Source organism: Streptomyces sp. S063, from assembly GCF_002832675.1.
GTDB classification, from domain to species: domain Bacteria; phylum Actinomycetota; class Actinomycetes; order Streptomycetales; family Streptomycetaceae; genus Streptomyces; species Streptomyces sindenensis.
Genome location: NZ_CP021707.1, coordinates 5,687,195 through 5,699,148, shown reverse-complemented (window position 1 = coordinate 5,699,148; position 11,954 = coordinate 5,687,195). Strand labels below are relative to the sequence as shown.

The 11,954-nt window shown below is 67.7% G+C and carries 15 protein-coding genes and 1 pseudogene; 4 read left to right on the top strand and 12 right to left on the bottom strand.

The genetic code is table 11. The features are described from left to right. Positions 1–146: 146 nt before the first annotated feature. Positions 147–359: a hypothetical protein gene (locus CCZ36_RS26395; protein ID WP_006127885.1), complete on the bottom strand. Its 213-nt coding sequence runs from the start codon at positions 357–359 to the stop codon at positions 147–149. A 449-nt stretch (positions 360–808) separates the two neighbouring features. Next, complete coding sequence (locus tag CCZ36_RS26385) at positions 809–1,090, bottom strand: acylphosphatase (protein ID WP_069740146.1); 282 nt, start codon at positions 1,088–1,090, stop codon at positions 809–811. A gap of 257 nt (positions 1,091–1,347) precedes the next feature. Between CCZ36_RS26385 and CCZ36_RS26380 the strand changes: the two genes are divergently transcribed. Next, complete coding sequence (locus CCZ36_RS26380; protein ID WP_128818703.1) at positions 1,348–2,310, top strand: CAP domain-containing protein; 963 nt, start codon at positions 1,348–1,350, stop codon at positions 2,308–2,310. Positions 2,311–2,330: 20 nt separating this feature from the next. Here the strand turns inward: CCZ36_RS26380 and CCZ36_RS26375 are convergent, their stop codons facing one another. The 5 genes and pseudogenes from CCZ36_RS26375 to CCZ36_RS26355 all read right to left on the bottom strand — a co-directional run bounded on the left by CCZ36_RS26375 (position 2,331) and on the right by CCZ36_RS26355 (position 5,787). Beyond that, positions 2,331–3,566: a tyrosine-type recombinase/integrase gene (locus CCZ36_RS26375; RefSeq protein WP_128818702.1), complete on the bottom strand. Its 1,236-nt coding sequence runs from the start codon at positions 3,564–3,566 to the stop codon at positions 2,331–2,333. Further along, positions 3,566–3,763: a helix-turn-helix transcriptional regulator gene (locus CCZ36_RS26370; RefSeq protein WP_089116703.1), complete on the bottom strand. Its 198-nt coding sequence runs from the start codon at positions 3,761–3,763 to the stop codon at positions 3,566–3,568. Before CCZ36_RS26370 ends, CCZ36_RS26375 begins: the two co-directional genes overlap by 1 nt. Beyond that, positions 3,760–5,171 (bottom strand): annotated as a pseudogene (gene repSA, locus CCZ36_RS26365) (replication initiator protein RepSA). Before repSA ends, CCZ36_RS26370 begins: the two are co-directional and overlap by 4 nt. Before the next feature lie 26 nt (positions 5,172–5,197). Continuing rightward, positions 5,198–5,410: a hypothetical protein gene (locus CCZ36_RS26360; RefSeq protein ID WP_128818701.1), complete on the bottom strand. Its 213-nt coding sequence runs from the start codon at positions 5,408–5,410 to the stop codon at positions 5,198–5,200. Continuing rightward, positions 5,407–5,787: a hypothetical protein gene (locus CCZ36_RS26355; protein WP_237302746.1), complete on the bottom strand. Its 381-nt coding sequence runs from the start codon at positions 5,785–5,787 to the stop codon at positions 5,407–5,409. The genes CCZ36_RS26360 and CCZ36_RS26355 overlap by 4 nt, the downstream gene beginning before the upstream one ends. A 258-nt stretch (positions 5,788–6,045) precedes the next feature. On the opposite strand from CCZ36_RS26355, the gene CCZ36_RS26350 reads away from it, so the two are divergent. Both CCZ36_RS26350 and CCZ36_RS26345 read left to right on the top strand, forming a co-directional pair. After that, on the top strand, positions 6,046–6,912 hold the full coding sequence (locus CCZ36_RS26350) for a GntR family transcriptional regulator (RefSeq protein WP_030298416.1): 867 nt from the start codon (positions 6,046–6,048) through the stop codon (positions 6,910–6,912). Further along, complete coding sequence (locus CCZ36_RS26345) at positions 6,902–7,600, top strand: HAD family hydrolase (RefSeq protein ID WP_030704620.1); 699 nt, start codon at positions 6,902–6,904, stop codon at positions 7,598–7,600. Before CCZ36_RS26350 ends, CCZ36_RS26345 begins: the two co-directional genes overlap by 11 nt. A 664-nt stretch (positions 7,601–8,264) precedes the next feature. Here the strand turns inward: CCZ36_RS26345 and CCZ36_RS26340 are convergent. Together CCZ36_RS26340 and CCZ36_RS26335 are read right to left on the bottom strand one after the other, a co-directional pair. After that, entirely contained in the window at positions 8,265–8,510 is a 246-nt protein-coding gene (locus CCZ36_RS26340) for a hypothetical protein (RefSeq protein ID WP_128818699.1), read from the bottom strand. Positions 8,511–8,514: 4 nt separating this feature from the next. Beyond that, positions 8,515–9,357 carry a hypothetical protein gene (locus CCZ36_RS26335; protein ID WP_128818698.1) on the bottom strand — a complete coding sequence of 281 codons (843 nt, stop codon included), beginning with the start codon at positions 9,355–9,357 and terminating at the stop codon, positions 8,515–8,517. A 158-nt stretch (positions 9,358–9,515) separates the two neighbouring features. Between CCZ36_RS26335 and CCZ36_RS26330 the strand changes: the two genes are divergently transcribed. Further along, positions 9,516–9,947, top strand: coding sequence for a winged helix-turn-helix transcriptional regulator (locus CCZ36_RS26330; protein ID WP_128818697.1), 432 nt, complete (start codon positions 9,516–9,518; stop codon positions 9,945–9,947). On the opposite strand, the gene mutM is transcribed toward CCZ36_RS26330, so the two are convergent. The 3 genes from mutM to rpmF form a co-directional block, all read right to left on the bottom strand. Beyond that, the gene (gene mutM, locus CCZ36_RS26325; RefSeq protein WP_069740143.1) at positions 9,920–10,780 is read right to left on the bottom strand and encodes a bifunctional DNA-formamidopyrimidine glycosylase/DNA-(apurinic or apyrimidinic site) lyase; all 861 of its coding nucleotides are present in this window, start codon (positions 10,778–10,780) and stop codon (positions 9,920–9,922) included. The two genes, CCZ36_RS26330 and mutM, sit on opposite strands and share 28 nt — an antisense overlap. Positions 10,781–10,936: 156 nt before the next feature. Further along, the gene (rnc, locus tag CCZ36_RS26320) at positions 10,937–11,761 is read right to left on the bottom strand and encodes a ribonuclease III (RefSeq protein ID WP_006127880.1); all 825 of its coding nucleotides are present in this window, start codon (positions 11,759–11,761) and stop codon (positions 10,937–10,939) included. Between the two features lie 19 nt (positions 11,762–11,780). Beyond that, positions 11,781–11,954 (bottom strand): 50S ribosomal protein L32, encoded by a 174-nt coding sequence (gene rpmF, locus CCZ36_RS26315; RefSeq protein WP_003965982.1) that lies wholly within the window; start codon positions 11,952–11,954, stop codon positions 11,781–11,783.

Below are 11,954 nucleotides of genomic sequence, written 5' to 3'. Positions count from 1 at the left end.
CATCGCCAGATGACCGGACATCGACATCCCCGGCGGTGCGGGGACCCCGGTGTTCGGGGACGGCGATCCGTGACGCAGGACGGATCAGAGAGATTCCGAGGCTACTGAGCGTGCCCGGCCCGACCGGCCCGAAGGGGCCGTCACGGTCAGGTCAGTGCAGGCTCGCCCTGGGGTACGTCGATGTCGATGCTGTCGAGCAGCGACTCCTGGTGCTGAGCGGCGGCGTTGAGCGCGTCGTTCTCGTCCTGGATCCGGGTGAGCTCGGATTCCAGGTCCTGGACGCGCTGCTGGAGCCGTCGCATCTCGGCGAGGAGTCGCGGGTCGGAACCGCCGACGTAACCGAGAAGCGCCTTTGCCATGATGGATGGTCCTCCACAATGAGTGACCGACCGATGCGGTGTGGGTCGTCAGGGGATCGCACCCGCGGTGCTCGGCAGGGCTCTGTCACCACTGCGGTTCTGCTGCTTGTCAGCTCTACCGAACAGCTAAGGTGCGCGGGGTTTTCAGCGTCTCACCAAAAAGTTTGACGGTCAACACGATCACACCCTGTGTGCCCGGGTGTCCCGGGGGCGCGCGGCTGGACGATCTTGCGGCGCGACTCTCCTGCGGGACCCCGAAGGGTGCGCGGATCTTCGTCAATGCCGCAGCCTTGCACGACATTCCGCATCTGGCAACCATCGGTCTCCTCCGGGTCCCGCCGCAGGTCATTTCGGGTGCGAGGGCCGGGCGGGGGCCGGGAGGGCGTTCCGGTGACGGTTCGGCGCAGGGCGTTCACGGAGCGGATCGGAAGGGGTCGCTCCGGGCCGGATCAGCGGATGGCGAATCCCTCGTAGCCACCGCGCGGGGTGTCCCAGATCTCAGTGACCCCGTCCACGCGCCCGGGTGTGTCGTCGGACCTCAGCCAGTCCAGCAGACGGTGGCAATTCTCACGCCGTCCTTCTGCCACGATCTGCACTCTGCCGTCGTCGAGATTGAGGGCGAACCCGATGAGGCCGCCGATCTCCAAAGCGTTTGCCCTGGTGAACCAGCGGAAGCCTACTTGCTGTACTCGGCCGCGTACCCAGACGACGAGGCGTGCTTCTTCGTTCATGCCCGAACGCTAACCGGCCAATTGCTCAAGAACCACGCCGCCCCCTTTCACCCATGGGCTACAGTCCCGTCGCAGCAGCCTCACTCGATCGGGTGAGTATCGGGCGGGTGGCGGGCGTCGACGGAAAAGTCGGTCGAGCGGCATTCGCTCGCTCCACCGCTCCGCGTGCGATCGCATTCGATCATCGGGGCCGTTCAGCAAACGGGGCAGTCGCGTGACGTCGCAACGACGTCCGGAGAATCAGGAAGGCACAGCGCATGGGACGCCATCGACGATCCGCCGCAGGCCCCGCCGCTGAGCAGCCCGCGGCCAAGGCCGCTTCCCGGGGCCGGGGCACACGCCGGAAGAAGTCCGCCGTACCGATCCGGACCGGACTCCTCGGCGTCTCTGCCGCTGTGGCCGTCGGCGCCGTGGCCGTCGCCTCTGGCCTGGTCCCCGGCGGCGACACGTACACCACCGGCTCCCCGACCGCCGCCGACCAGGTACGCACGGGCGGCGCTCCGGACCTGCTGACGCAGGGCGGCAGCTCCACCGCGCCGGCCGACCGGTCCTCCTCCCCCGCCGACCGGGACAGCGAGCGTCCAAAGGCGCCGAGCAAGTCGCCGTCGAGGACGGCGTCCGAGACCCCGTCCAAGACGCCCTCCCCCTCGGAGACCTCGAAGGCCCCGTCGAAGTCGGCCGCGCCCTCCACGTCGAAGAAGCCGGCCGCCACCCCGTCGAAGACGTCGAAGGCCCCCACCTCGGCCCCGGAGAAGAGCTCCGCCCCGACGAGCAAGGCCCCGGCACCGCCGAAGACCTCCACCGCCCCGCCGCCCAGCAAGAAGCCGAACCCTTCCCCGACCGACGCCTCCGCACGCAGCGAGGTGCTGGCCCTGGTGAACCAGGAGCGCGCGAAGGTCGGCTGCTCCCCGCTGTCCACCAGCGCCCCGCTGACCTCGCTCGCCCAGAACTTCAGCGAGGACATGGCGGCCCGTGGCTTCTTCGACCACACGGACCCGGACGGCGACACCCCGTGGGACCGGGCCGCGCAGGCGGGCGTCCAGGGGCTGGCGGCGGAGAACATCGCCCGCGGCCAGGCGGACGCCCGGGCAGTGATGGAGGGCTGGATGAACAGCGAAGGCCACCGGGCGAACATTCTCAACTGCGACTACAAGACCATCGGCATCGGTATCCACGAGGGCCCCGGCGGCCCGTGGTGGGTCCAGAACTTCGGCTTTTGAGAAATCCGCAGGTCAACGACCTATAGCCCCTTCTGGGCCGTCTCCGGGCCGTCATCGGTAACCGGGGCGGCCCAGACTGCGTCCACGGCAGCGCGCGTGCGGGTCTCGCTCGACGGCATCAGGTGGGTATAGGTCCGCAGCGTGAAGCCGGGGTCGTGATGCCCCAGGTACTCGCTCAGAGCCTTGATGCTCTCCCCCGCGTCCAGAAGCACCGACGCGTAGAAGTGCCGCAGCGCGTGCATCCCGTTATCCCGCCCCTCAGCCACACCAGCAGCACGCAGAGCAGGCCGCCACTGACGATCGTTGAACTTGTTGCGGTTCAGTGCGTGCCCCTCAGGGCTCCGGAAGATCAGCGCCGCAGTGACGGGCGGGCCGTCCAACGTCTTCCACGGCAACGTCACCTCGACAGCAGGCATCCGCGTCAGGTGGCCGGCCAACCCGAAGGCGATGGACTCCGGCAGAGGAACATCCCGCTCCTTCCCTCCCTTGGGCGGAGCGAAGACGGGCCGCCCACGGAGCAACTTGACTTGCCGGACCACGTGGAGGACACCACCGAAGAAGTCCACGTCCTCAACCGCGAGCCCGAACACCTCCCCCTGACGCAGACCGCATCCGGCAGCGGGATCCACCATCGCGCGGCACTTCTCCGGCAAGGCATCCCGAACAGCCTTGACGCGCTCGGCAGACCAAGGCTTGATCTTTCGGGGATCGAGACGAGGAGCCTTGACCGATCGCGCCGAGCACGGATTCGCCCGGATGACTCGGTCCTCGACTGCGGCCGTGAACACCGTCGATACGTGAGCGAAGATCCCGCGCCGGTAGGCGGCGGACAGGCCCGCGTCCTCCAGGCCCCGCATCCAGAGGCGAAGGTGGGTCGGGTTGAACGACCCGATGGGCCGCTTACCGATGTGCGGGAGAGCGTGGAGCCTCAGCCGCATCTCGACGGCTTCGCGGGTCGCCGGGTCCGTCATCTGCGTCTTCATCCACCGCGTCGCGTACTGCTCGAAGGTGACCTTGCCTGCCTCGGGCGCGATGTAGTCGCCACGGGACATGTCTGCTTCGACGTTGGACAACCAGGTCTCAGCCTTGCGCTTCTGCTTGTCGGGGAAGCTCTTGGACTTCTCGGTGCCGTCGGGGCCGATGTAGCGGGCGCGGTAGCGCAGGCCGATGCCGTGGCGGTCGGTCTTGACGCGTACGGGCTTGCCGCTCGGTCCGGGCTCGGTCTTGTACCAGCGGTCTTGGATGTGTCCGGCCATCAGGCGGCTTCCTTGTCCATGAGGGTGGCGACCCAGGCGCGGACGTCTTCGGGGTCGTAGCGCAGATGCCGGCCGACGCGGAAGCCGCGGGGACCGGTGTCCTTGCGCCGCCACTGGTAGACGGTCTCGACGGGCACGCCCAGGAGGTCAGCCAGGTCGAGCGGGGTCAGGTAGCGGTCGGGCAGCGCACGCCTCATGCCCACCCCTCCACCGCGTCGAGGTGGTCCAGGTCTTCGAGTTCGGCGCGTGCTTCGCGGGCGGTGGTACGGCCGGTCTGGATATCGCGGGCGATGGTCGCCGCGAGCCAGGACTCGCCGGGGGTGTGGCCGTGCCCGGCATACGTCCAGTGGGCGAGGGTCAGTGTGGAGCCCTCCGGGGCGTCGTCCGGGTCGGGCAGGCCGCGTTCGCGGCGTTCCTGGCGGGCCCGGTAGTCGGCCCTCACCTGGCGCAGTGCGCCGAGGGTGGTGGAGTAGGCACGGGACTTGGTGGAGAAGTGGCCTCGGAAGCCGAGCATGTGGGCCCAGCGCCACAGCATCCGGTCCGGGTAGGCGTCGTCCAGGGCGTAGCAGGCTTCGATCAGGTGGCGGGCGTGGTCGGGCAGGTCGGTGAGCTTGTCCAGCTCGCCCAGTTCCCCGATGCGGCGGTCAACCGTCCCGGTGGTCTCTGCGGCTTTGGTGGCGTACTTCGCCACGTACGCGGCAACCGCCTCCTCCGACAGATCCTCATTCGCGCTCCCGGCGCCGATGGGCCGTACGTCCACCTGCGTGCCCCACGCCAGCATCCGGGCCGGGTAGTCGCCGGAGGGCGGGAGCGGGACCGTGGCGCGGGCGGCAGCCGCCTGGATGGCATCCGTGAGCAGGGCGACGGAGGCCCAGCCCGGGGCGGGGTCTCGGGTCCGTCGGGGCCGTCGAGTCGGACGATGGCGTGGAAGTGGACCGCGCCGCGCTTCTGGAACTCGGCGACCTTCCCGAAGGAGACCCGGCAGACCTCGGCAGCGGCTTTCTGGGAAAGGCCGGCGCGGGCGGCGACCTCCCGGCGGAGGTAGATGGTGAACCGTCGCCAGAGGTCCCCGGCGTGGTTGTTCCACTGCACCGCCCCCGCATAGTCGTACGTCCCAGGGTTCAGAGCCGTACCCAGCAGCGGGGAGTCCTCCGGGTGGTCCGTGCCGCAGCGGCAGACACCCTTGGTGGGCCGGTTGTGGACCGGGCCGAAGCTCGGGGCGGTGAGCGTGGCGAAGACCTTGGGGTGCGTGCGCACCGTGACCGGAGTCCCCTTGGCCACGTCACCGGTGAGCCCGGCGCGGATCAGGTGGAAGGTGTCTCCGGCGTAGGTCCAGGCGCAGGAGGGGCAGCGGGAAGCCCGCCGGTTCCCGCACGCGACACGGAGCCGTCCGCCGGGCTCGCCCTGGGTGCTGTAGGAGTAGAGCACCTGCCCGGACTTGGCGTCGCGGGTGGTGGTCATGCCTTCCAGGTGGATCGGGTCCGAGCAGCCACCGGTCCGGCGGACCTGCTCCTGCCACCGATCGAAGCCTGGAGCGTTGGCGACCCGTAAGAGGTCAGCCAGCGTCAGCGGGTCGGTGCCCACGATGGCGGCGGTACCGGCCACGGCCGAGGGCTCTACGGGGAAGGACGTCACTGGTCGTCCTCCCTCGGGTAGCCGTGCCCGATCGGCCGGTAGAGGCCGCGCACCTTGGCGTCTTCCTCGGCGTAGTGCGCGTCATCGACCACGGTGAAGAACCGGGTGTAGGGGCGTACGTCGTGGGCGTCGAGGTACATTCCGATCTGCTCGGCCCGCTTCTCGTCGGCCCACTCAGCCGCGTGCAGGGCGTCGTCCGGGAAGCTCACACGCCCACCTCGTCCGCGTCATCGCCGTAGGCGCGGTAGACCCGGAAGGTGTCGTCCCCGACGAAGCCGGAAACCGGCTCGTGGTCGCCCAGACGGAAGGTCAGCATGGCGTTGGCCCGCTCGACACAGCCCAGCCGCGCACGGTCGGGGAAGCGACCACGGAGCCAGCGCCGCGCCTCTGCCGGAACCTGACCGGCCAGACGCAGAACCCTGTAGTACTGCACCTCGATGCCGGAGCGGTACACGTCGTCGAAGCCGAGGCGGTCAACGCCCTGCATGACCCAGGCGATCACCTGCGGCGTGACGCCCCGCGACCAGGAGAAGCCCGTGGGCATGTCCGAGGCGTACAGCGCGACCGACCGTTCGGCACCCGTCATCCGCAAGACCGTGAGCAAGACACGCTCAGCGGCAGAATCCGAACTGGCACGCGTGGCTAAGAGCGTTGCAGGCATGATGGAAGCTCCCTCAGGGGACGAGGGGCGGCACATCTGCTTGGCCGTAGGGGTGCCGCCCCGACTTGACCAACCTGGCTAGCTTGGTTGGCCACGTCCCAAGTTAGGGAGCATGGCTAGCCATGTCAACAACTTGACCGACATGACTGTCCTGGTAGGGCTTCGGTCCCCTACCATCGACGGATGAGCTTCGTTCCCGAACCGTTGGACCCAGACGACGATCGACCTCCGTACGAGCAGGTGGCGAGCAGCCTGAGCGCCGCCATCCGAACTCGCCGAATCGCCCCCGGGGAGAAGCTCCCGTCCCATAAAGAGCTGACCGAGCTGTATGGCTTCGCGCGGGCCACAATCCAGCGGGCCTTGCGGGATTTGGAAGACGAGGGACTCGTCGTCTCCCGTAAGGGCAGCGGGGTCTACGTCCGCAACCGCACCGAGCGCCCATCTGGTCTTCGCCCGTATGTAGAGCAGGCGTTCAGCCGGGATGAGGTCACCATCGACTTCGCCGGGTTCTCCAGCGAAACCCTGCACGGTGCGCTGCAAGAGCCGTTGGACAAGATCCGCGTGGGCAGGCTGACGCCGCAGAGCATCACCATGCGGATCCTCGTTCCGGACATGTCTGTGGCCCAGGCCGCGCCGGTCCGGATGACGGACGGAGGGGATGATCAGCGCCTCCGCGACCGCATGCGGGAGATCATGGTCAGCTACACCCGCAGCATCCGTGACTCCTTCGCCGAGCTGAAGCACCTGGGTCTGGTCTCAGAAACGCGCATCCAGGTGCGCGTCCACAGCGGAACGCCCTTCTTCAAGCTGTACGTCGTCAACGGCGAGGATGCCTTTTTTGGGTACTACCCGATCCGGCCCAACAAGGTCGTCGCCCAAGGCGAAACCATCGAGATCTACGACTTGGTGGGCAAGGACACCGTGCTGTTCCACCACTCCCTCAACGACGGTGAATCCTCCAGCGGGGCCCAACAGGTGCAGCAGGCCCGCATGTGGTTCGACAGTGTGTGGGGAACCATCGGAAGGGACTTTGATCTTGATGCCCACTGACCCGCTCAGCCAGGCGCTCACCGGGGCCCGCGTTCTGCTGTTCGACTTCGACGGGCCTCTCTGCGACGTATTCGCCGGGCTGCCGGCACCGCAAGTCGCCAGCGAACTGACCCGGCTGCTTTCGGCTGAAGACCAAGCTGCGGGCGCGAAGGCTATGGGAACGACCGACCCCATCGAGGTTCTGAGCATTGCCCACGAGGCGGACGCCGCTTTGGGCCAGATGATCGAGCAGGCCCTCACGGCAGCAGAGGTTCGGGCGGTTGAGGTTGCTGGAGCTCCGACGCCGGGATCTGTGGCTGCGCTGCTGGCAGCCAAGGAGTCCAACCGGGGGATTGCGGTGGTAAGCAACAACTCGGCCCAATGCGTGAGGGCCTTCTTGGACCGTCACGAGTTGGGGGGGTACGTCGCCGAGATCGTGGGCCGCCCGTCCGAGCAGCCGCATCTCATGAAGCCGAATCCGTACCCGCTGATCCACGCCGCTGAACTGATGCACGTGGACGTTTCTGTATGCGCTCTGATCGGTGACTCAGTGACTGACATCCAAGCCGCACGGGCTGCTGGAGCCACCGTGATCGGCTACGCCAACAAGCCCAACAAGGCCGAGACGTTCGCTTCTCTGGGTGCCAACGCCGTTACCCACGAGATGCAAGCTATCGCGGACGCCCTCTCCGCCGAGCAGGCTCCCTAGTCAGCACGCAGGCCGGGTTACAGGTTTCTCTACCTCATCAAGGCACCCGGCTGCGCTCCGCTCCGCCGGGCGCGCTTCCCGGCTCTGGCTGCGCCCGCGCTCCTGCCTTCGGCCCGCTCGGCGCTGCCGCCGCCGACGCGCGCCCGCAGTGGATAGGCCCGAGGGGCATGAGACGAGAACCAAGCCCGCGGCTTCAAGACGATGCCTCCGGCGGGGGCGCTCAGACTCCGGGATGGAGGGGGCACCGTTCGCGAGTGCCGGCCGGAGCGTGGCGAGCGTCGTGGGGCTCCCATCCCGACCACCTTCGACCCAGGCAGAGCCGAGCAGTCGCGGCCCAGGGCGTCAAGGTCGTTCGTACAGTGGCGCGCTCCACCTTGACGCCCTGAACCACGACCGCTCCACGACGTGTGGGTCGAAGGCGGACGGGATGGGAGCTAGGGCGAGTGGTGGCGAAAGGCGAGATTGCAGCGTCGCAGCCTCGGTAAAGAAAAGGTCAATTCTTGGCATGCGTTTAGCAAAAAATACTTGCCAGGGCGGCGATCGGTACTACGCTCCGTGACCGAAGGTCAGCATAGCGACGGAGCGTAGTACCGATCGCCGCCCTGGCAACATAATCGGGACTACGCTCCGTTGTGCAAATCGGGTTCGCTAGCGTTCACGCAGGTCAGGCCGCTGCAAGCGCCCTGCCGGTTGCTCCGCCAAAGTACCTGGAGTGGGTCTTCCTCAGACCTTCAAGAGATGAGCCGGTGAGGACCACGATCTCAGTGTCATGCTCCCCGCGCAGTTCGCGTTCCAGCTTAAACCTGGCACGAAGTGCGGCTCGCCCCTCAGAGGCCGGGTACTCACAGCGCACATCGGTCTCACCAGTACGACGATCGTAGACGAGCAGGAAGTGCTTCAGTGCCTTCATGTAGCTAGCCTTCCTTGATGGCTTCAGTCTGCTGCAAGATGTGGCGCAGTGTACTGAGAATCGAGTCTTGGAGCCCCAGGGTAGCTTCTCGCGAATCTTCTACCATCTTCTCCAGCTCATACAGCTTAGCCGAGAAGACCTCCATGCTGGCGATGATGTCCGTCACCGCTTCCCCACCGAACTCAGGCGGATCTCCATACCTGATGCCACGCCCGAAGATGTCCGCGATCCGCTCGAAGACGTTGGCCCATAGGTCTTGCCCTGTTGTGCGTATCTGAACCTCGACAAACCGGCCATCGATGGACACGATCACGTGTACGGCTCTGTAGCCCACCATCGGATCTTCGCGACGATCCTTGAATGAACATCCGTGACCTTGCTGCTCAAACCGGTCAACGATCATCTCTCGGAGGAGGTCTTGCTCCGCCAGCGTAAGACGACCCGAGACCCGAATGCCAGCGATGTCCTGTACACGAGCCAGGTTCGTGCTCGCTCCTCGCTCCTTCGCTCGCTGAAGCTTCTGGATCAAGGTATCCGTAGTCTTGAGCCTGTGAGTGACGCCCAGCGGCCACTCAAGGATGTCGCACAGCTCGTCGATCACCCCCCGGGCGGCCGTCAGGAGTTCGTCGTAGTCGATGAGCAGATCCTCCAGCAGGGTGAGATCTTCCTCCGACACGGCCCCGGGCAGCTCAAGCCTCTTGCCTAGCCTCTGCACGGCAGATTTAGACATCGCCATCGCATAAAGATAGAGGCACGGCAGCCTGCACACAGCTAGTTTGGTCCGCTCCGCCTGGGCCGCCTTGGGGCCGTAGAAGGCCGCATAGCAACGACCAACGCTGACAACCATCGACAGCTCAGTCGCAGGTCACTGCGCTGATCGACTGCATGGCCGCAGGTAGCAGACCCGGCCGATCACTTCTTCGGCTTCTGACCCGGCCCGCCGGTCCCCTTGCTCCCGTACAGCGCCCCCTCGGGGTGAGCGCTGTACGGGAGTAAGCTTTTGGTATGGCCAGCGATACGGATACGGGCAGCACGGGTACGGGCAGCAGGGGTGCGGACGGCTTCGGCAGCCTCGCGTTCGACGTCTTCTCCCGCGCCTGCCCCTCGCGCTCGACGCTGGAGCACGTCACCGGGCGCTGGGGCGGTCTGACGCTCGGCGCGCTGTACGAGGAGAGCCTCCGGTTCAACGAGCTGCGCCGCCGCGTCGACGGGGTCAGCGAGAAGATGCTCTCCCAGACCCTGCACGCCCTGGAGCGGGACGGGCTCGTCCTGCGGGAGGCCCAGCCGGTGAACCCGCCCCGGGTGGACTACGAGCTCACCCCGTTCGGGCGCGAGGTCGCGGAGAAGCTCCTCGGTCTCATCCACTGCGTCGAGGGGCGGATGGACGAGGTCCTGGCCGCCCGGGCGCGCTACGACGAGGCGCGCGGCGGCCGCTGACAGCGCGGGCAGTAGTAGCTGGAGCGGTTCATCCAGGCCCGGCGGCGCATCGGGGTGGAGCACCGATTGCAGGGCTCGCCCTCCCGGCCGTACGCGTCGAGCGACCGGTCGAAGTAGCCGGACTCGCCGTTGACGTTGACGTACAGGCTGTCGAAGCTGGTGCCGCCCTGGGCGAGGGCCGCGTTCATGACGTCGCGGGCGTGGCCGAGCAGTTCGGCGGACTTGGGGCGGGTCAGGGTCGCGGTCGGCCGGTCGTAGTGCAGCTTGGCCCGCCAGAGCGCCTCGTCGGCGTAGATGTTGCCGACGCCGCTGATCAGTGACTGGTCGAGCAGGGCGCGTTTGACGGTGGTGCGGCGCAGCCGCAGCGCGGTGTGGAACGCGGCGTCGTCGAAGAGCGGGTCGAGCGGGTCCCGGGCGATGTGCGCGATGGTGTCGGGCAGTCCGTCGGGGGTGTTGCCGTGCAGCGAGAGCCCGCCGAAGGTGCGCTGGTCGACGAAGCGCAGTTCGGTGCCGAGCGCGTCGTCGAACCGCATCCGGATCCGCAGGTGCTTCTCGTCGGGCGCGTCCGCGGGCTGCACCAGCAGCTGTCCGCTCATGCCGAGGTGGCCCAGCAGCGAGGCGGAGGCCTCCTCGATCGGGACCCAGAGGTACTTGCCGCGCCGCATCGCCGCTCCCAGGCGGGCCCCGCGCAGCCGGGCGGCGAAGTCGACGCCGCCCGCGAGGTGCCGGCGGACCGAGCGCGGGTGCAGGACCTCGACCTCGGTGACGGTACGCCCGCTGACCCAGCGCTCAAGCCCCCTGCGGACGACTTCGACCTCGGGCAGCTCGGGCACGGTGCACCACTCCAGACACATCGACGGTAGTACGGGGGACGAGGCGGGCGGAAACGCGGAGGCCGCGGGTGCCACCGGGACCACCTCGGTCGAGGGGCCGCCCCTGGACAGGGAAAACCCCTCGGCGCGGTTCGCACCGAGGGGTTCCCGTCTCGCTCAGGCCGGAGCGGCGTCCGTGTTCGGCGACGGGTCGGCAGGGGTGTCGGCGGCCCCTCCGTCGGCCGCGGACTTCTCCGCGGCCTGCCGTGCCTCTGCGGCGGCGCTGATCTCGCGCCAGGCGGACTCGGCCGCCTGCTGCTCCGCTTCCTTCTTGCTACGGCCGGTGCCGGTGCCGTACGAGACACCACCGACGCGAGCGGCAGCAGTGAAGGTCTTCTCGTGATCCGGGCCGGTCTCCGTGACGAGGTACTCGGGGACTCCGAGGCTCTCGCTCGCGGTGAGCTCCTGGAGGCTGGTCTTCCAGTCCAGGCCGGCGCCGAGGTTCGAGGACCTGTCGATCAGCGGGTCGAAGAGCCGGTGGACCAGCTCCGAGGCCGCGCTGAGGCCCTGGTCGAGATAGACCGCGCCGATCACTGCTTCCAGTGTGTCGGCGAGGATGGAAGCCTTGTCCCGGCCCCCCGTGCCCTCTTCACCGCGGCCGAGCCGGATGAAGGAGCCGAGTTCGAGGCCGCGGCCCACTTCCGCCAGCGCACGCGAGTTGACCACCGCGGCCCGCAACTTGGCCAGCTGGCCTTCGGGCAGGTCGGGGTGGGTGCGGTACAGCGTGTCCGTGACCACCAGGCCGAGCACCGAATCCCCGAGGAATTCGAGCCGCTCGTTGGTGGGCAGGCCGCCGTTCTCGTACGCGTACGAACGGTGGGTCAGCGCACGCACCAGAAGGGCGGACTCGAGGTGATACCCGAGCCGCCCTTCCAGAAGCGTGTGGGACGAGGCTGTGTTGACGTTGTCTGCCTGCTTCTTGGCGTTGGACAACTCAGACATCGGGCCTCTCACCAGCCGCTCAGACCTCGAGGACCTGGCGCTTGTTGTAGGTGCCGCAGCTCGGGCACGCAATGTGCTGGAGCTTGGGCTCCTGGCAACGCTCGCACGAAACCAGGGTGGGGACCGCAGCCTTCCACTGCGACCGGCGGTGGCGCGTGTTGCTGCGCGACATCTTCCGCTTCGGAACAGCCAC